We start from the raw sequence: 18,220 nt of genomic DNA on the forward strand, positions 1-18,220 counted from the left end.
CTTCCGTGTTCCTCTCGCCTCGTGACGAGAGGGTTCCATGATTCGTCTCAGCCTTCGCGCCGCGAGGCCGCACCGAGGGACTGCGTCACGCGGTCGAGCAGGATGGCCAGAATGACGATCGCAATCCCACTCTCGAAGCCGAGGCCGATGTCGAGCTGGGTGATCCCCTTGACCACCTCGTTGCCAAGCCCACCGGCACCGATGAGCCCCGCGATCACTACCATCGAGAGCGCCAACATGATCGTCTGGTTGATTCCCGCCAGGATCGTCGGAAGCGCCACCGGCAGCTCGGCCTTGAACAGCGTCTGCCAGGGTGTTGCGCCGAAGGACAGGGCGGCCTCCTTGATCTCCTTTGGGACCTGGCGAATGCCGAGATTCGTCAGCCGGACCGCCGGTGGCATCGAGAAGATCAACGTGGCGACCACTCCGGGGACCTTGCCCAATTGGAAGAAAAGCACGGCCGGGATGAGGTAGACGAAGGCGGGCAGCGTCTGCATGAAGTCGAGCAGAGGCCGGACGACCGCCTCGGCAACGTCCGACTTGGACGACCAGATGCCCAGGGGCAGCGCCAGCACCAGAGCGAGAACGACCGACGCGAGGATGAGCGCTACGGTCTCCATCGCTTCGACCCACAATCCCATGTGAAGGATCAGGAGAAGCCCAGCGACGGACAGCACACCGATCTTCCAGCCTGCGATCCGCCAGGCCAGTAGGGAGAAGAGGACGACGATGACCGCCCAGTGAGGCCACATCAGAGCGCCTTCCATCGCGGCGAGAGTCCACTCGATGAAAACGGTGATGCCGTCGAAGAGCGGCTCGAAGTTCTCGCCGAGCCAGGTGATGAGCAGCTCGAAGATGTGGCCGACGTCCAAGTCCCAGAGACCGGCGACCAGCGTGGACGGAATCCCCGATGGACTCGGGAGCATCAGACCACCTCCGAGCTGGCGTCGCCGCCGGGCTCGATCCCGGGCGCGGTGAGCTGATGCAACAACGTTGGCTTTTCCGAGCCCGCTGTCAGCTCGGAGAGAATCGTCGCCCGGTCGATGACGCCGACGAGGCGGCTCCGGTCGTCGAGCACCGCGATGCGATCCTCGCACTCGACTGCCGTCGCCAGAAGATCGGCGAGGGGCGTGTCCTGGGTCGTCGTGTAGGTCTCGTTCGGACGCAGGACCGTCTCCAGGCCGGTATCCCTCCCCCGGATCTTCACCACGTCGGCGATGTGGACCAACCCTCGTAGCCGCCTGTCGCTGTCGACCACGAACGCGGTCGACAAGCCCATCTTCTCCATCCTGTGGGCAGCGACCGCGGGCCCATCCTTGGGGGTCTGGACCGGCTCCGGCCGCTTCATGATGGCGGCCGCGGTGATGACCCGAGTGCGGTCGACTTTCTCGACGAAACGCTCTATGTAGCTATCGGCCGGTTGGCTGAGGATCTCTTCCGGGGTGCCCACCTGCCGTAGCGTTCCCCCCGGACCGAGGATGGCGATGCGGTCGCCAATCTTCAACGCTTCGTCGAGATCGTGGGTAATGAAGACGACGGTCCGGTGCATCGCCTCCTGCAGGTCGAGGAGCTCGTCCTGCATTTGATTGCGAATCAAAGGGTCGAGGGCACTGAAGGCCTCGTCCATCAGGAGGATTTCGGGGTTGTTGGCCAGCGCACGGGCAAGGCCCACGCGCTGCTGCATTCCGCCGCTCAACTCCTCGGGCAGGCTCTTCTCGTACCCTTCGAGACCGACCAGCGAAAGCGCATCCATCGCCAGCTGCCGTCTCTCCTCGGGTTCGACGCCGGAGATCTCGAGGCCGAACTCGACGTTGCCCATCACCGACCGGTGCGGCAGCAAGCCGAAGTGCTGAAACACCATCGACATCGTCGAGCGGCGCAGCTCGCGCAGCTCGACCGGGCTCATCTCCAAGATGTTCCGCCCCTGGACCTCGACCCGGCCTCGGGTCGGCTCGATGAGTCGGTTGAGGCAACGGATCACCGTCGATTTGCCGCTCCCGGACAGCCCCATCACCACGAACATCTCGCCGCGGCGAACCCGGAACGAGACATCGTTGATGGCGACGACGCAGCCGGTGCGCTCGAGGATCACCTCCTTCGACAGACCGTCTTCCAGGAGCGGGAAGGCTCGCTCGGGGGAGGAGCCGAAAATCTTATAGAGCCCCTCGACCGCAATCGCGACTTCGCCCCTCTCAGGCTCTGCCCCGGGAATCGGGCCCATCAGAAGTAATACCCGAAGTTGATGTTGAGACGGTGATTCCTGTCGCCGCCGTCCTGACCCATCGACCCGCCGATGAAGGGCTGATTCTCGCCGGTCACGAAGTCGACGTAGGTGTAGAGACCGCCCGCGGAGACAGCGACCCCGAGGACGTTCATCAGGGTGTCGTCCTGGAGCCCACCCGACTTGTCGGTCATCAGGCTGAAGTCGTTGTAGAAGGTGAGACCGGTGATCGGTCCGATGTCGACGGGCAGATTGTAGGCCACGTTGGCGGTGTAGAGCTTCGCCGAAGCGGGGATGGTGTCGTAGAAGCTGTACGCGCCGACGGTCATGAGGCCGCCGCCGTTCTTGAGATCATATTCGTAGTCGGAAGCCTGGAGCTGGAAGTTCCATCGGTCGTAGTCGGCGACGAAGTGCAAAGCGTAGGCGTGGCGATCACCGCCGCTGCTGCTGCCTCCCGTGCAGGCTGCGCCTGGAGCATCGACCGACGCCCCGCACTCCAGGTCACCGAAAAGGCCCGAGAAGCCGATTTCGTAGGTCAAATCGCCGGCCTCGAAGTGTCGCGCCACGCGAGCGCTGAAGGAGTTGCTTTCACCCATCTGGACGGACGGCGAGTCGAAGGTCCCCTCACCCTCCAACCGCTGGCCGACGATGTCGTAGGAATACCGATCCGAGCGGTTGTCGACGTACCCGTCGACGCCCCCTTGCTCGTCGTTCTTGAAAAAGGCGAGATCGAGGTCCCACTTGTCGCCGCGACGGCGCCCCAGGACCCCCGCGTCGTAGTCGTCCTCGAGACCGACGTAGTAGGTGCTGTCGAAGAAGTAGCTGTGGGAGTTGTACGGCAGGGAGCCGAACGGCACCCGGAAGATCCCCACCCGGCCTTGCCAGGTGTCGGTGAAGTTGTACCCGACCCAGGCGTGGTGGATCGCATGCTGGTATTGGAACCAGCGATACTCCGCCGACAGGATGACGTCGCCGATGGACCCGTCGAAATTGAGCCGGAAGATGTCGAAGTCGAAATCGCCGACTCGATCCTCGTTCCCTGAGTTGTAGTCCTCGTAGCTGAATTGGGTTCGGACCGCCCCGTGGACCCGGATGCCCTGCTCCTTCTCCTCCTCGGGCTCGGCGACCTCCTCGGCCTGGCTCTCGACGGCCTCGGTGTCGTCGCCGGCCTGCTCCTCACTCGAAGCTTCCCTGGCGTCGAGCTTGGCTTCGAGCTCCGCCAGCCGCTCCTTGAGCGCCTCGATCTCGGCGCGCAGGTCCTGGTTCGAGTCGTTCGCTGCAGAGGCCGGGCTCGCCGAGACGAGGAGCAGGACACAGAGCATCAGGAAGCCCGCTGGGTTGAAGATTTGGCGCATCGAATCCTCCAGGTTCATTGGCTATCGGCGTTCTTCCCCACCTCGTCGGGACGCGCTCATGGGCGAGCTCGGAGCGATTCGGCGAGGATCCATTCGATGGACACTGCGTGGCCGACAGCGGAGACTCGCCCGCTGCCGACCCCGGCCAGGCCCAAGTGGCTCAGCCTTCTTCAGGGGACAGCTGCTCGCCGTCGACTTGGGCCGAAGCGATCGCTTCGCTGAAACGGTGCCGTTCTCGGACACCTTCGAGCTCGCGCTCGACCCGATCCTCGACGTAGAACTCCTGGTTGAGCCCGACGTAGAGCGAATACACCATGATCAGCAGCACGATGGCGAAGGGCAGCCCGGTACTGATGGCGGCCGTCTGCAGCGTCTTGAGCCCCCCGCCGAGCAGGAGCACACCGGCGACGACCCCCTCCATGACCGCCCAGAAAACCCGCTGGGGGATCGGAGAGTCGAGCTTTCCGCCGGACGTCAAATGGTCCACGACCAACGACCCGGAGTCGGACGAGGTGATGAAGAACACCGACACCAGGATGATCCCGACGATCGACAGGAGGCCCGTCAGGGGAAAACCTCCGAGCATCTCGAAGAGCGCGGTCGAGACGTCGGCTTTGACAGCGGCGACGATGTCCAGGGCCCCGGAAGTCTGCAGGAAGAGAGCAGATCCTCCGAAGACGGACATCCAGACGAAGGACAGCAGCGTCGGGATGATCATGACCCCGAGGATGAACTCGCGTACCGTCCGGCCCTTGGAGATCCTGGCGATGAACATGCCGACGAAAGGCGACCAGGAGATCCACCAGGCCCAGTAGAAGACCGTCCACGAGCCTTGCCAGTTGGTATCTCGGAACGTCTCGGTCCAGAGACTGAGCTCGGCGAAATGAGTGAGGTAGAAACCCATGTTCTGGGTCAGGCCGCTGAGAATGTAGACGGTCGGTCCGGCGATCAAGAGGAAGAGCATGAAGATCCCGGCCAGCCCCATATTCCATTCGCTGAGGCGCTTGACCCCGCCGTCGAGCCCCGCCATGACCGAGGCCGTCGCAAAGAGAGTGATCACGGCGATCAAGATCACCTGGACCTGGGGGCTGATGGTGACTCCAAACAGGTAGTTCAAGCCGGCGTTGACCTGCTGGACCCCGAGACCGAGAGACGTGGCGAGACCAACGAGGGTCGCGAGGACCGACAGAATGTCGATGACATTGCCCCAGAACCCGTAAATCCGATTGCCGAGCAGCGGATAGAAGATGGAGCGAATGGTCAGCGGCAGGCCCCGGTTGTAGGCGAAGAACGCCAGGCCCAGCCCCACGACCGCGTACATTGCCCAAGGATGGAGGCCCCAGTGGAAGAAGGTCGTCCCCATCGCCGCCTGGGCGGCCTCGGCCGTGCTTCCTTTGATCCCACCGAACATTGGCGACGGCGAGTCGTAGTGGAACATCGGCTCGCCGACGCTCCAGAACATCAGGCCAATCCCCATGCCCGCGCTCAGCAGCATCGCGTACCACGCCACCTTGCTGAACTCGGGCTTGGCGTCGACCCCACCGATCCTCAGACTCCCGAAGCGGCTGAAGGCGAAGAAGAGCGCGGCGCCGATGAGGATGTTCGCGGTGAGGACGAAGAACCAGCCGAAATTACCGGAGATCACCGCCAGAGCGTCACCGCTGACCTTGGCGGCCTGCTCCTTGAACATCAGAGTCAGGGCGATAAAGATCGTCAGCGTGAGGGCGGACGTGACCGTGACGTGGGGATGAATATCGAACCCGTAGCCGGCCCAATTCCCTTCTCCCGGCTCTTTCCGGTCCGCTTCGTCGAAAAAAGTCGCCGTCGGTCGAATCTGCAGGCCATAGAACTTCTCGCGTTCCTGGATGGCCTTCTTCCGCGCGGCTTGCTCGGCCGCCTTCAGCTTCCGGGCCAGCTCACCCTTCTTCGATGGTGCCCCACCTTGGTCTTTCAAGCTCATTCCGTTCTATTCCTTCCCTGAATGCAGACGTGACGACCCATCCGAAGCATCAGCTCGGGCCGTACACGACACGCGAATCCCGGGAATTCCACTGCAGACCGGCTTTCTCCCTCCACGCCCGCTCTCGGAATGGCTTCGATTGGATTCAGCTTTACCTTTGAGGGTACGGGATCCGCGCCCACGTCTCAAGGCACCCCAAACCCAGCAGCCCCTTCCGAAGAGCCGCGCAGGCGACGAAAGAGCGCTACACGGGCTTCCCCACCCGGGTGGCGCCGCGGCCTGGTGGTGGTGTTCTTGGCGCTTTATTTCCTGCCGGTCGGGTCAGCACGGTTCGACGGAGAGGCCCTGTTCAGCATCTTCATCGGCCCGGCTCCCGCGAGGTCCGGCGGCGTGAATTTGCCGCGGTCAACCGAACGGCACCACTCCAGGGATCGTGGGCGACGAGGGACTCGCTGGCCGCCGAGCCCGCCTGTCGAACGGCATAGCCGGTCCGTTCCATGCTCTCGACGGCCCCTTGACGGCCACCTCTCGGCTCGCTTAGCTCAGTCGGGAAGCGGCTCTCCTTCGTACCAGGGAGCTCCCTGCTCCAGCAGCTCGCGAGCGAGCTCGGAGGCTTCCGCTTGCAGCCTCTCCAGCTCTTCGCGGAAGGTCGCCAGCTCGGAGTTGGCGATCTCGAGTTGCTCCCGATGGGTCGGGGTCCGACCGTAGGTCGACTGTCTCACGACCGGTGACAGATTAGACAGATCCACCGGTCTGGATTGGACACTTTTCAGGAGGGCCAAGTCTCGGCCGCTGATCGTAGCCGGCGGGCCTGTGGGAGCTGCGGGAAGCGCGGGAGCGGTTTCCGAGCCGCTAGGCGACAGCTTCCAGGCCTTCGCCGACCATTTCGGCTTCCAGGTCGTCGCCAGTCCTCCGTACTGGCCGCGCGCCAAGGGCAAGGTCGAGCGGGCCATCGGCGAGTCATCGGCAATCCCTCCTTGAACCTGAGTCGGGTGCGTCCCGAGCTGATTGTACCCATGCCGACACCGACGACGGGCTCCCTGCTCACCTCGAGGGTCCCTTCGCAAAGACCTCCACAGCGCCCGCCGGGCCGGACACGCTCAGACTCCGGGGTTGGCCGAGAGAGTGTCCTACGAGCGGGACCGCGCGCCAGTTGACCTTGGCTATGCTGGGCTACACCTTTGATCCCGTGGAGCATTGGCCCTGCAGCAAGCAGCTCTCGGGAGATCCCTGGAAGGGAGCGAGAGGAGCTGACGATGGCTTTGTCTGAAACCAAAGCACGGAAGGCTCGTCCAACCAGGCTGCTAGAACTGCCTGCCGAAAACCACGTACGCCTTGCTCCGACCTGGTTCCGCCACCGAAAAGGCGACGTAGAGAGGTCCGAAAGCGCTGTCGGCGACGGCGAAGAGGGTAGCGGTGGTAACGGGGTCTTCGGCGACGGTGGAGAGGTCTTGCCCCGCGCCGCCGGCTTCGAGATAGGCACCGAAGTTGAGCACCTTGCCCCATCGGCGGTAGTAGCCGGCCCGCAGGACTAGAGATGAGTCTCCGGACAGCTCGCCGGGCAGATATCCGGAGAGCGAGAAGAGTCCGCCGATGGCGAAGCGGTCGTGAATCGGCAGGTCCGAGCCGGGACTGGAACCGAGCTCCAGATCGCCGAAGAAAGTGTTGCGGTTGGAGGTCCTGAACTGCAAAGCCCGAAGCTCGATGCGCGTGTAGGTTTCGTCGCTGCCGAGGGACTCCAGGGCTCGGAAGGCTTCCAGGCGCACGAGCGTCCCTCGGGTCGGTAGGGTCGCGCGGTCGAGGGTGTCGAGCTTCGCCTGCAAACGAGCCCCGCTGCGGTTGAGCTCCTGCCCGTTCAGCTCGGCCAGAGCGTCGGGCAGGGCTCCCGAGCTTCTGCGGCCCTCGACGATGGAGGAGTCCAAGCCGGCCCGAAGTTCTGCCGACCGGCTCAGGTTGTAGCCCAGATCGAAGGCCACGCCTCGCCGGGAGAATTCGACCTCAGCGATCGGATCGCGCTCGACGAAGAGCGTCAGGTCTCGACGGCGGTAGTCGACGGCGAGGTCGACGAACCACCGTCCCTCGAAGTCCAGAGGCTGGTAGAAGCCGGTCTCGAGGGAGCGCCGGTCCCCGAGCTGTAGCTCACTCTTCCATTCCCCACCGAGGGCGTTCACCCGCGTCCGATTGACCAGAGCCCGCAGAGCCAGGCCCGAATCCCCTTCGAATTCCGTCCGGAAACCGAGCCCGAACTTCAGGAAGGTGGGCCCCCAAGGTTTCTCTCGCAGGCGGAAGACGAGGGCCGCCCCCTCCCGGCCAGGCTCCAACTCGATGTCCACCGTCTCGAAATCTCCCAGGCCAAAGATCCGCTCCACGTCCCCTTGGACCCGCAGCGGCTGGAAGACTTCACCGACCCTCGCGTGGACCTGAGCCGCCAGGACCCTCGGATCGACCCGCTGGTTGCCCTCGAAGCGAATTGCCTCGACGACCGGCAGCGGATCCGGCTCCCTGCTTCGGTACTCCCGCCACTCCCGATAGGCTTCTTCCGAGAGGCTGAGCTCTTGGAGCTGAGCGATCATTTCCCGGGCCTTCTCTTCCCCCAGGCGGATGATCTCCGGGGCCGCGTCGAATTGAAGAGTCTTGAACTCGGTCACCGCCGGGGTGACAACGAGATCGGCCATCGCCAGTCGCTCCTCCATATTCCCTCGGGTGATCATGCGATTGGTCTGGCCCAGGATCGAAAGGAAGGATTTGCTGGCCGCCTCCTCGTCAGCGAATTGAGCGCCGATGTCGATGGCGATCACGATGTCCGCACCCATGGCTCGGACGACGTCCACCGGAACATTGTTCGAGACTCCGCCGTCGACCAGCAACCGCCCCGACATCTCCACAGGGGTGAAGACCGTGGGGATCGCCATGCTCGCTCGCAGCGCCCGCGCCAGGTCGCCCTCCCCGAGGGTGACCATGTCGCCACTGGCGATGTCGGTGGCCACCGCCCGAAACGGCGTCGGCAGGTCGTCGAAGTCGTCGACGGTGCGGACGGGCAATGTCAGCCGCCGCAGCAAGTAGCCGAGCTTCTGTCCCGACCGGAGCCCGGTGGGCCATCGAAGACCGCCGCGGCCAATGCCGAGCTCAAGATCCGGAAGATAGAGAAGGTCTTCGTCCTTTCTGCGAAGCACCAGCTCGCGGCGCTGCGGGTCGTCCTGCAGCGCGTCCGCCCAATCGACCTCGCGGACCAGGGTTTCTAGCTCATCAGGGGTCCAACCAGCAGAATAGAGGCCGCCGATGATCGCGCCCATGCTGGTTCCAGCGGCCACATCAACGGGAATCCTCAGCTCCTCCAGAACTCTCAGTACGCCGATATGGGCACAGCCCTTGGCGCCGCCCCCGGAGAACGCAACTCCGATGATCGGCCGGCTGTCAGCCAGACTGAGGCAGGCTGGAGCCAGCAGGGCCAGGGCCGCCAAGATCCAGCAAAGACGGCGCGGCGCGGGCCGCGGGAGCTCAGGCTCGAGCCCGCTCGGGCGATCCCGCGGGCCACTGCGCGGCCTCACGAGGATGGCTCGCTCTCCGCGTCCCAGGACTTGAGAGCCCAACCGAGGGAGGCGATGCCACTTCGAAACCCCTCGGTCGCTTGACCCGACACCCAAAGCTCGCGAGCCTTGGCCGGATGCTCCTGTAGCTCACCGGAGAACTCCTGAGCAGCCGCTGCGAGGTCTGCTGTCCAGAGCAGCCTTTCCGCCGGGAGGATGGCGACGAGGCGGCCATCGGAGGTTCGCACGACGGGCAGTCGCGATGCGCCGAGGCACTCCTCGAGGGGAGCTTGCTCACGATGGAATCGCCCTAGCTGGCTGACGGCGGAGATCAATAGCTCCGCCTCGACTGCGGAAGAGCTATCGATGGCCGTGGCCAGCACGAATTCACCCCCGCGGACGCCTTCGAGGGCTGACAGCGCTTCGAGCAACGCGGTCTGGCGGGTCAAGGTCCAAGATGGGTGATCCTCGAAGCGCCGAGTCGTCTCTTCGGACAAACCAGCAGCCAGCAGGCGTTGCCGGTTCATCAAGCGAAGGTCCCAGGGGTCCGTCTCCCAGACCAAGTCCATGGTCCGGCGCACCTGTCGGGTCCCAGGAATGCTCGGCACAACGAACTTCATTCCGAAAGAGGTAAGACCCTCGACCCGTGCAACGCTCCGAATCGCTTCGCGGAGGACCTCATTGTCCGTCGAAGGGTCGACCCTCAAACGCCTGTACCAACGATGCTCTGCGGAGGAGATTCGCAAGTGATCGAGGGCAAGACCCCGAGCCTCCTGCTCGCCACGCTCCTTGAGGTCGTCGAGGGTCGACTTCGGCTCGGAGCTCTCTTCAGCGCCCGAGTCGGCTGTCCTGGCCATCGACTCCAGGTCGTGCATGCGCTCCTGAACCCGAAATTGGGTCCTGCGAAACCAACGCCCCGCGCCGGACGGGATCCCCTTGAGGGTGTCGACCGGTCTGGTTGCAAGATCCTCGACCAATTCCAAGGGAGCGGTCACCGATTGCTTGACGGCCGCGAGAAACACCTCGGACTTGGACACCCGGTCCAGCTCTGCAAGGGCCTGCGCCTCCATGATCCGAGCCAGCACCTGCGTTGGGCCCACGGCCTGCCAAGCCCCATACGGACTCTGGATGGTGTAACGGTTGAACAGGCCCAGGCTCATCGCCTCCGGCTCGACGTGCCAAGAATCCCCGACCAGGAGCTCCGTGGAAAGGAAGTCTCTCGACTCCACCAGACCGGGTGCGTCAAAGGTCTCCGCCGAGACCTCAGTCCACAACAAGGCGAGGGTCAGGAAAGCGATCGAAGCGCGAAATCTGGAAGCCTTGCTCATGGTGGATCTCCAGGAGGGTCAAGGAACGCGACCACACACACCCCACGTCGACTTGAGAACAGTAGGCGGCAGGACGAAGAGGCTTCGATCCGGTGTTGTTACGGCAAGCTCGGGTATTTTCCGCAAGCTATCCGGCAGATCCACAAGCTGTCAAGAGGCGCATGGAGGGGCCTTGGTCGCTCCATCTCCCCACCCACCAGGGTGGCGACGCAGACCACGGACCGCCGTACAATTCGTCACATGACGAAACGACGCTCCAACCTGCGTGATTTGGTCGAGGCCTCCAAGGGACTGGCTCATCCGGCGCGGCTGCGCCTGCTGGCTATGCTCGCTACCGGGGAGCTTTGCGTCTGCCAGATGACGGCGGTGCTGGAGCTTGCGCCCTCGACCGTGTCGCAGCATCTCTCCGTGCTCTCCCGCGGCGGTCTGGTGGCCGACCGCAAGGAGGGGAAGCTCGTCTACTACCGGCTGGGCGATGGAGAGATGGCCGAGGCGGTGCTGGATCCGCTGCTCTCCCTGCTCGCGGAGGACGAGCAGGTGAAGGCCGACCGGACCGTGGTCGGGCGGCTTCGAGAGATCCCAGTGATGGAGCTCTGCGCCGCCGACCTCGACCTGGTGGCTATCGGCATCGCCGAGCCGCCCTCGCCATCCCAGAGCCCAAAGCCGATGGGAGGTTCCCGATGATGAGCGAGCGCTCCGAGCTGAAGTGGTTGGGCGGCCTGGTGGCCGTGTTCCTGGCGCTTTATTTCCTGCCGGTGGGGTCGGCACGCTTCGACGGTGCGCTCCTCGAAGCGTTCCAGCTCGCCAAGTGGTACGCCCGGGAGCACGTGCTGCTGTGCCTGGTGCCGGCCTTCTTCATCGCCGGGGCCATCGGCGTCTTTGTCAGCCAGGCTTCCGTCATGAAGTACCTGGGGCCGGAGGCGCCCCGGCCCCTCGCCTATGGTGTCGCCTCGGTCTCGGGAACGGTCCTCGCCGTGTGCTCCTGCACCGTCCTGCCTCTTTTCGGGGGCATCTACAAACGGGGCGCCGGCCTCGGCCCCGCCGCCGCGTTCCTTTACTCGGGCCCGGCCATCAACGCCTTGGCGATCATCCTGACCGCCCGGGTTCTCGGCTTCGAGCTCGGCGTTGCCCGCGCCGTCGGGGCGGTCCTCTTCAGCCTCTTCATCGGCCTGGCCATGGCCTGGATCTACCGCGATGAGGAGCGCCAGCGTGCCAGCGCCAACAGCAGTCTGGCCGTGCCGGAGCCTCTGCTATCCCTCGGTCGCCAGGCAGTGTTCTTCGCCCTCCTGGTGGCGATCCTGGTCTTTGCCAATTGGGCGGAGTCCGATGCGGGGGCCTGGGCCGCCGTCTACGCCGCCAAGTGGTGGCTGACCGCAGCCAGCGGTGCCTTGCTCCTCGTCGTACTGGTCCGATGGCTGGGTCTTCCCGCCTGGAAAGCCGCAGCAACCGCCGGGGCCACGGCGGCCGCCGCCCTGGCGCTGCCGGGTCATCCCGCGGTGCCGTTTACGATCGCGTTCGTGGGTCTCGCCGCTTCCCTCGCCGGCGACGAGGGAGAGCTCGGCGACTGGCTGTTTACGACCTGGAGCTTCACCAAGCAGATCCTGCCGCTGCTGCTCGCCGGCGTGCTGGTGGCGGGCTTCCTCCTCGGCCGTCCCGGTCACGAGGGCCTGATTCCGTCAGCCTGGGTCGCCTCGCTGATCGGCGGCAACTCCCTCAGCGCCAACCTCTTCGCCTCCGTCGCAGGGGCCTTCATGTACTTCGCGACCCTCACCGAAGTACCGATTCTTCAAGGCCTGCTGGGCAGCGGCATGGGCCAAGGCCCCGCGCTGACGCTCCTTCTGGCCGGCCCCGCGCTGTCGCTCCCGTCGATCCTGGTATTGCGGAGCTTCATCGGCTGGCACAAGACCTTCGTATTCGTCGCCCTCGTCATCGCCATGGCGACGATCACCGGAGCCATCTACGGAACCTTTTTCTCCTGACTCGGAAAGGCTTCGCCTGATTCGGAAAGGAAGAACGCATCATGATGAAACTCCAGATCCTCGGAACCGGTTGCCCAAAATGCAAGCTGCTGACCGAGCACACCGAGCGCGCCGCCCAAGAGCTCGGCCTCGACTATGAGCTCGAGAAGGTCACCGATTTGGACCGCATCCTCGAGTTCGGCATGGTGGCCACTCCGGCCCTCGTCGTCGACGGTGACATCAAGGTCTCCGGTCGGGTGCCGACGGCCAAACGCCTCCAGGGAATCCTCACCGGCGCTTAGCAGTCCGTGGTGAAGGTTGGACGCCGGCGAGGTCCGCTTCGGCTACGTCGCCGCGGTCAACCGAACGGTGCTACCCCAGGGATCGTGGGCGACAGCGGACTGGTTGTTCGCCGAGCCAATGCGGCGAACGCTATGGCCAGCTCGCGTCAGGCTGTCGGCAGCCTCCTCGAGGTCGTCGCTGGCGGGCAGCCGGAGAGTCCATTCGAGGAGCTGCGCCTCGTCGTCGCCGGCAGGGCGGGCGTCTCGGCCGGCCCACACGTTGGTGCCTAGATGGTGGTGATAGCCCCCGGCGGCCAGGAAGAGCGCTCCGGGATAGCTCCAGACCATGCGGTCGAAGCCGAGGCCTTCCGAATAGTAATCTGCGGCCCTCCCCAAGCTCCCGACGCTGAGATGGACGTGCCCCATGATGGTGCCGGCGGGCATGCCCAGCCATGGCTCATCGCCGGCCTCCGCCAGCAGGCCGGCCCTGTCCAGAGGGTCGGTGGTCATCACCAGCTCTCGACCGACCCGCTGCCAGGCGCTCCGTGGGCGATCCGCATAGACTTCGATCCCCAGGTGATCGGGGTCGCGCAAATAGAGCGCCTCGCTGACCAGGTGGTCTGCGGCACCGGGCCCCACCCCAAGCTGCTCTAGATGCCGGGCGAAGCGACCTAGGGAGGGCCGATCCGGAAGCAGGAGAGCGAAATGGAAGAGCCCGGTGCGCCCGCCGGGTTGGGGACGCACACCTCGACGCTCCCGCAGCTCGATCAGCGGCTCGCCGCCGAGCGTGCCGAGAGAAGCCACCTCGCCCTCACGGTCCAGCAGCTGGAGCCCGAGCACCTCTCGGTAGTAGTCGAGGGCGCGCTCCAGGTCCGCGACCTGGAGGAGGACCGGCCCCAGGCTCGTGGAGCTGGGCAGCCGGAACCCGACGGGAGGAAGCCCCAGGCTGTCCTGGGCCACCGGTCGGGAATCCTGTCCTTGGCTCCGCTCCCTTTCGGCAGAGGCGCCGCTCTTGTCTCGAACGCTGCTGGACATCCCTGGCTCCCTTCTCCGCTTCATTTACAGTTGCGAGCCGCGCTTGCAACTAGAAGCGCGGCTCACCAACAAACATGACACGACATTAGATGTCGCGTCAACAAACTTCGACCAGTAGATCGCGGGACAGGGTCCGAGAGGAGCCTCTCATGGGGCGGCTCCCTCCTTCCCAGGTCCCCCGATCAGGAGCTCACGGCGCGGGGTGTGACCCGGACCGTGGCCTCCCGCGCCCGCTCACCGATCATCGGAGCGAGATACGGGCTGCCGTTGTATTTGTCCCGATAGGCGTCGTCGATGCGCTCGTTGATCGGCCCTTCGACCGGCTCGAAGCGAACCTCCTTGGTCAGCCCGGCGGCGGTGATCCGCCCCGCCTGCTGCTCCATGGCAGCGCCATACCAGCGGGAGCTCGTGCCGTTGTAGGCCCGAACGTAGAGGTTGTCGTCGACCACCACGGACCAGATCCAGGTCGGCGTGCCGTAGGTCTCGCCGTCCTCGCGGAAGGGAGAGATATGCAGGTCGTCGGTCTTGGCGATCCGGCCAAGCTCTTCGGATTTCCAGGAACTCATTGGGGCACCTCCTCGCAGTGCGGGGCGAACACCAGGCCAGCGTGCTTCGCTGCTCTCATCTAGCCCGGCTCGGTTCATATGGCCTGGTTGGTGGGACGAAGGAGGATCTCGCTCACCGCGACCGTATCCGGCGTTCCCACCGCATAGGCCACCGCTTCGGCGACATCGTCGGCGGTCAACCCGACCCCGGGGATCTTCGACGCATCCTTGAGGGACTCGGCGGCCTCTTGGTCGCTGATGGTGGTGTAGAGCTCGGTGTCCACCAGTCCCGGGGAAATGATCGTGGAGCGGATATTGTCTTCCCGCTCCTCCTGCCGAAGGCCTTCCATGATCGCGCGGACAGCGAATTTCGTCCCGCAGTAGACCGCCGAGCCGGGGTAGACCACGTGCCCTGCCACGGAGTCGGTGGCGAGGATGTGGCCGGACTTCTGCTTCTTCATGGTGGGCAGGACGGCGGCGATGCCGTTGAGGACTCCCATGATGTTGACGTCGAGCATCGCCCTCCACTCGTCGCGGTGAACCTCGCTCAGATTCGCCGTGGGCATGACGCCGGCGTTGTTGAAGATGGCGTCGATGCGGCCGAACTCGTCGAGAGCCAGCTGCGCCAGGGCCTCCATATCCTCAGGTTGGGTCACGTCCGTGGCCCGATAGAGGATCTCGGCGCCGGGTAGGGAGTCGGCCAATTCCTTCAGCCTCTCCTCCCGCCGCGCGCCGATGACGAGCTTGGCTCCATCCTCGGCCAGGCGACGGGTGGTCGCCGCACCGATCCCGCTGCTGGCGCCGGTGATGATGATGACCTTGTTCTCGATTCCTTTACTCATGGCTTCCTCCGTACTGCTCGTCGCTGACGTGCTCCATCCACTCGACGGCCTTCCCGTCGAGGGATTCCTGAATGGCGATGTGAGTCATCGCCGTCTCCGGCGCGGCTCCGTGCCAATGCTTCTCGCCGGGTCCGAACGTGACCACGTCACCGGGGCGAATCTCTACGATGGGACCACCTTCGCGCTGTACCAGGCCGAGGCCGGCGGTCACGATGAGGGTCTGCCCCAGCGGATGGGTATGCCATGCCGTCCGGGCGCCGGGCTCGAAGGTGACGGATGCACCGCCGGCGCGGCCTGGCTCCTCCGCCTGAAATAGAGGATCGATGCGCACGGTGCCGGTAAACCATTCCGCCGGCCCCGGCATCGAAGGCTGGGATCCCGCTCGTTGAATGTTCATTTTGCTCTCCTGAGTCGATGAAGTTTTCGCTGGCTCTGCCTGGCCCGTCATCAACGCGACGAGGCCAAGGGCTAGGGCGAGGGTTTTCATATCGTTCTCCTCTCGAGTGAGGTCATGGTTCGAGTGAGGTCATCGTGCGGGTCGAAGTCAAAGGCTTGTGAGGGCCTGAGGTGGTCCTCCCGCCGTGAGAACAGTCTCCCCCGCTCAGCCTTCTCGGTGAATGGGGATTCGTCTCGCGGCCATGCCCAATCCTCTCGAACAGGCGACAAAAGAGCCCCGGGAAGGCCCAAATGCTGCCCGATCGTCTGTCACGGGCGGGACCGGTGCCCGTCGGCTTCAGGCTGCGTCGTTGTAGGGCAGGGTTTCGGCTTCGGACGGTGGAACCTGGAAGTAGCGCTTGAACTCGCGGCTGAACTGGGACGGGCTCGCATAGCCGACCTCATAGGCCGCCTCGCTCACCTGCTTGCCCTCGAAGACGAGCAGACCCTTGGCCTTCAGCAGCCGGATCTTCTTGACGTATTGCACGGGACTGTCGCCGGTGATCTCTTTGAACGCCCGATGGAAGGAGGAGACGCCCATGGCGCTCTCCCGGGCCAGCTCCTCGACCGTCAGCGACTCCCGATAGTCTCGGTGGATTCGGTCCAAGGCCTGAGCGACATTGGAGTAGGGCGTCTGGTGTTGGGTGAGATCGTAGAGCACGCGCCCCTTATCGCTCCGCAGCACCCGATAGAAGATCTCGTCCACTGCCGCGGGGCCGACCACCTGGCGATCCATGGGATCCTGCAGGCTCTCCAGCAGCCGGGCGGTGGCCGTCAGCAGAGCACCCTCCATGGCCAGCGGCTCGACCCCGGACCGAGCCGACGCCGGGCTACGCTTCTCGAGCCCCAACTTCCCCGCAAACTGAGCAACGAGGCGATGGACGGCTCCGAGGTCGATGTCGATGCGAATGCCGAGCAGCGGCTCGTCAGGAGTCGGGTAGGACTCGCACTCGAAAGGAACCGGAATCCCCAGAACCAGGCAGGACTCCGCGCCATATTCGAACCGCCGGTCCGCCAGATAGCCGACTTTGTGCCCCTGGCCGAGGATCACGATGCCGGCGCTGTAGATCAGCGGCGCTCGGGGCACCGGCTTGCCAATCCAGAAGAACGTCACCCCTTCCACACCGGTCGCCGCGACTCCGGACTCGGCGCGAGAAGGCAGGCTTGTCCGAAATTCCCGAAGCAAGGGTGCGAGGGTCGACATGGGGCCTCCGTGGTGGCTGGGTTGGGCAGATCGTTCTTCTCTCATCCTATCCGTCCGTCCTACTTCCCCGATCTGATCGGCTCGATCCTGGGCCGAATCGGGATTTCTGGTCTCCTCTCGATCCACCGCCGGTCTCGGCCCGGCAAGGATCTCGATCCGCGGGGTGGGCGATGGCCGCCGTGAACTAGAAGGTCGCCGCGTCGATGACGAAACGGTACCGGGCCTCTTTATTCACCACCTTGGTCCACGCCTCGTTCACCTGATCCGCTCGAATGATCTCGATTCGGGGTCGGATCTTGTTGTCGGCACAGTAGTGGACGACCTCCTGGGTCTCCGGCATGCCGCCGATGAGCGACACATTGAAGTTCACTCGCGAGACCGCCATGGCGAGGGCGTTGACGGTCAGCTCCATACGGTCCGGCATCCCCACCTGGGTGAAGTGGCCGTGAGGCTTCACCGCCGAGACGTAGGATGCGACGTCGTATTGCACCGGGATGGTGGAGATCATCCAGTCGAGGCTTCCGCGATAAGGCTGGAGCTTGTCGGGGCTGCTCACCACCACGGGTTCGGCGCCGAAGGCCCGAATATCCTCCACCTTGCTCGGCGAGGTGGTGAAGGCGTAGACCTCCGCCCCCTTCGACACCGCCAGCTTGACGGCCATGTGGCCGAGGCCGCCGATACCGGCCACGCCGACCTTGTCGCCGATATCGAAGTTCGCCTGCAGGATCGGCGAGTAGGTGGTGATGCCGGCGCATAGCAGCGGCGCGGCTTCTTGGAGGGAAATGTGGTCCGGAATGTGGACCGCGAAGTGGTCGCGGACGACGATCTGGGTCGAGTAGCCGCCCTGGGTGATGCCCGTCGGTTCTCGCTCGTCCGGGTAGCCGTAGGTGAAGAGGGTCTCTCCCCGGTCACAGAGGTGCTCCTCGCCGTGAGTGCAGCTGTCGCAGGTCATGCAGCTATCGACCATGCAGCCGACGCCGGCCCGGTCTCCAACCTTGAATTTCGTCACCTTGCTGCCTACAGCGGCGACGATACCGGCGATCTCGTGGCCGGGAATCTGCGGGTAGACCTGGGGCCCCCAATCGCCCTTCATCTGATGGATGTCGGAGTGACAGATGCTGGCGAATTTGATCTCGATGAGGATGTCGTCGTCCCCCATGGGCCGACGCTCGAATTCCCAGGGTTTCAGCATTCCGGACTGGTCAAAAGCAGCGTAGCCCCGGACGAGCCCCTGCGACTTCTCGCGCTGCGCGGCAAACAACGAGGCCGGACTGGCCAGCATCACCGCAGCTCCTGCCATGGCACTCTTCTCGACGAAATCTCTGCGTGTCAGCTGCTCTTTCTTCTTCATCGGATCCTCCCGTATCCATCGGATAGTTGGCGAGAAAGCGCGACGGTCTCCCCGACCTCGCACCCACAGGATGCTCCACGCCTCGCTCCGCAGGAATAGGCAATCGTGCTGGCACCATGCACAATCCTCTCAGCAAGCCCGCAAATGTGCCGGAGGGCTCTGCAGAGGAACTGGCAAC

General features: G+C 64.6%; 16 protein-coding genes. 3 read left to right on the forward strand and 13 right to left on the reverse strand.

Annotation, left to right across the window (positions count from 1 at the left end):
* Positions 1-47: 47 nt before the first annotated feature.
* From SX243_02710 to SX243_02740, 7 genes are all read right to left on the reverse strand, one after another.
* Positions 48-926 carry an ABC transporter permease subunit gene (locus SX243_02710; GenBank protein MDY7091859.1) on the reverse strand — a complete coding sequence of 293 codons (879 nt, stop codon included), beginning with the start codon at positions 924-926 and terminating at the stop codon, positions 48-50.
* Complete coding sequence (locus SX243_02715) at positions 926-2,221, reverse strand: glycine betaine/L-proline ABC transporter ATP-binding protein (GenBank protein ID MDY7091860.1); 1,296 nt, start codon at positions 2,219-2,221, stop codon at positions 926-928. The genes SX243_02710 and SX243_02715 overlap by 1 nt, the downstream gene beginning before the upstream one ends.
* On the reverse strand, positions 2,221-3,576 hold the full coding sequence (locus SX243_02720; GenBank protein ID MDY7091861.1) for a carbohydrate porin: 1,356 nt from the start codon (positions 3,574-3,576) through the stop codon (positions 2,221-2,223). The genes SX243_02715 and SX243_02720 overlap by 1 nt, the downstream gene beginning before the upstream one ends.
* Positions 3,577-3,736: 160 nt before the next feature.
* A complete protein-coding gene (locus SX243_02725; protein ID MDY7091862.1) occupies positions 3,737-5,536 on the reverse strand; it encodes a BCCT family transporter in 1,800 nt (599 codons plus the stop codon).
* A 542-nt stretch (positions 5,537-6,078) separates the two neighbouring features.
* Positions 6,079-6,258 carry a hypothetical protein gene (locus SX243_02730; GenBank protein ID MDY7091863.1) on the reverse strand — a complete coding sequence of 60 codons (180 nt, stop codon included), beginning with the start codon at positions 6,256-6,258 and terminating at the stop codon, positions 6,079-6,081.
* 582 nt (positions 6,259-6,840) lie between these two features.
* Positions 6,841-9,084, reverse strand: coding sequence for a patatin-like phospholipase family protein (locus SX243_02735; protein ID MDY7091864.1), 2,244 nt, complete (start codon positions 9,082-9,084; stop codon positions 6,841-6,843).
* Positions 9,081-10,391 carry a hypothetical protein gene (locus SX243_02740; protein MDY7091865.1) on the reverse strand — a complete coding sequence of 437 codons (1,311 nt, stop codon included), beginning with the start codon at positions 10,389-10,391 and terminating at the stop codon, positions 9,081-9,083. Before SX243_02740 ends, SX243_02735 begins: the two co-directional genes overlap by 4 nt.
* A gap of 240 nt (positions 10,392-10,631) precedes the next feature.
* Here SX243_02740 and SX243_02745 point away from each other — a divergent pair, with 240 nt between their 5' ends.
* The 3 genes from SX243_02745 to SX243_02755 are packed head-to-tail and all read left to right on the forward strand — an operon-like array spanning position 10,632 to position 12,651.
* The gene (locus tag SX243_02745) at positions 10,632-11,075 is read left to right on the forward strand and encodes a metalloregulator ArsR/SmtB family transcription factor (protein MDY7091866.1); all 444 of its coding nucleotides are present in this window, start codon (positions 10,632-10,634) and stop codon (positions 11,073-11,075) included.
* Positions 11,075-12,370 carry a permease gene (locus SX243_02750; GenBank protein ID MDY7091867.1) on the forward strand — a complete coding sequence of 432 codons (1,296 nt, stop codon included), beginning with the start codon at positions 11,075-11,077 and terminating at the stop codon, positions 12,368-12,370. The genes SX243_02745 and SX243_02750 overlap by 1 nt, the downstream gene beginning before the upstream one ends.
* Before the next feature lie 41 nt (positions 12,371-12,411).
* Positions 12,412-12,651 carry a thioredoxin family protein gene (locus SX243_02755; protein MDY7091868.1) on the forward strand — a complete coding sequence of 80 codons (240 nt, stop codon included), beginning with the start codon at positions 12,412-12,414 and terminating at the stop codon, positions 12,649-12,651.
* Positions 12,652-12,693: 42 nt separating this feature from the next.
* On the opposite strand, the gene SX243_02760 is transcribed toward SX243_02755, so the two are convergent.
* The 6 genes from SX243_02760 to SX243_02785 form a co-directional block, all read right to left on the reverse strand.
* Complete coding sequence (locus SX243_02760) at positions 12,694-13,665, reverse strand: VOC family protein (protein MDY7091869.1); 972 nt, start codon at positions 13,663-13,665, stop codon at positions 12,694-12,696.
* A 182-nt stretch (positions 13,666-13,847) separates the two neighbouring features.
* Positions 13,848-14,231, reverse strand: coding sequence for a DUF2255 family protein (locus tag SX243_02765; GenBank protein ID MDY7091870.1), 384 nt, complete (start codon positions 14,229-14,231; stop codon positions 13,848-13,850).
* A 74-nt stretch (positions 14,232-14,305) separates the two neighbouring features.
* A complete protein-coding gene (locus SX243_02770; GenBank protein MDY7091871.1) occupies positions 14,306-15,052 on the reverse strand; it encodes an SDR family oxidoreductase in 747 nt (248 codons plus the stop codon).
* The gene (locus SX243_02775) at positions 15,045-15,449 is read right to left on the reverse strand and encodes a cupin domain-containing protein (GenBank protein MDY7091872.1); all 405 of its coding nucleotides are present in this window, start codon (positions 15,447-15,449) and stop codon (positions 15,045-15,047) included. Before SX243_02775 ends, SX243_02770 begins: the two co-directional genes overlap by 8 nt.
* 336 nt (positions 15,450-15,785) lie before the next feature.
* Positions 15,786-16,601, reverse strand: coding sequence for an AraC family transcriptional regulator (locus SX243_02780; protein MDY7091873.1), 816 nt, complete (start codon positions 16,599-16,601; stop codon positions 15,786-15,788).
* 274 nt (positions 16,602-16,875) lie between these two features.
* Positions 16,876-18,042: an NAD(P)-dependent alcohol dehydrogenase gene (locus tag SX243_02785; protein MDY7091874.1), complete on the reverse strand. Its 1,167-nt coding sequence runs from the start codon at positions 18,040-18,042 to the stop codon at positions 16,876-16,878.
* Positions 18,043-18,220: the final 178 nt, after the last annotated feature.

The organism is Acidobacteriota bacterium, assembly GCA_034211275.1.
In the GTDB taxonomy this organism is placed as follows: domain Bacteria; phylum Acidobacteriota; class Thermoanaerobaculia; order Multivoradales; family JAHZIX01; genus JAGQSE01.

What these genes read in the sequence shown, in the direction of transcription:
- SX243_02710 (MDY7091859.1), bottom strand. Translation starts at nt 926, where the DNA reads ATGCTCCCGAGTCCATCGGGGATTCCGTCCACGCTGGTCGCCGGTCTC.
- SX243_02715 (MDY7091860.1), bottom strand. Translation starts at nt 2,221, where the DNA reads ATGGGCCCGATTCCCGGGGCAGAGCCTGAGAGGGGCGAAGTCGCGATT.
- SX243_02720 (MDY7091861.1), bottom strand. Translation starts at nt 3,576, where the DNA reads ATGCGCCAAATCTTCAACCCAGCGGGCTTCCTGATGCTCTGTGTCCTG.
- SX243_02725 (MDY7091862.1), bottom strand. Translation starts at nt 5,536, where the DNA reads ATGAGCTTGAAAGACCAAGGTGGGGCACCATCGAAGAAGGGTGAGCTG.
- SX243_02740 (MDY7091865.1), bottom strand. Translation starts at nt 10,391, where the DNA reads ATGAGCAAGGCTTCCAGATTTCGCGCTTCGATCGCTTTCCTGACCCTC.
- SX243_02745 (MDY7091866.1), top strand. Translation starts at nt 10,632, where the DNA reads ATGACGAAACGACGCTCCAACCTGCGTGATTTGGTCGAGGCCTCCAAG.
- SX243_02750 (MDY7091867.1), top strand. Translation starts at nt 11,075, where the DNA reads ATGAGCGAGCGCTCCGAGCTGAAGTGGTTGGGCGGCCTGGTGGCCGTG.
- SX243_02755 (MDY7091868.1), top strand. Translation starts at nt 12,412, where the DNA reads ATGATGAAACTCCAGATCCTCGGAACCGGTTGCCCAAAATGCAAGCTG.
- SX243_02760 (MDY7091869.1), bottom strand. Translation starts at nt 13,665, where the DNA reads ATGTCCAGCAGCGTTCGAGACAAGAGCGGCGCCTCTGCCGAAAGGGAG.
- SX243_02765 (MDY7091870.1), bottom strand. Translation starts at nt 14,231, where the DNA reads ATGAGTTCCTGGAAATCCGAAGAGCTTGGCCGGATCGCCAAGACCGAC.
- SX243_02770 (MDY7091871.1), bottom strand. Translation starts at nt 15,052, where the DNA reads ATGAGTAAAGGAATCGAGAACAAGGTCATCATCATCACCGGCGCCAGC.
- SX243_02775 (MDY7091872.1), bottom strand. Translation starts at nt 15,449, where the DNA reads ATGAACATTCAACGAGCGGGATCCCAGCCTTCGATGCCGGGGCCGGCG.
- SX243_02785 (MDY7091874.1), bottom strand. Translation starts at nt 18,042, where the DNA reads ATGAAGAAGAAAGAGCAGCTGACACGCAGAGATTTCGTCGAGAAGAGT.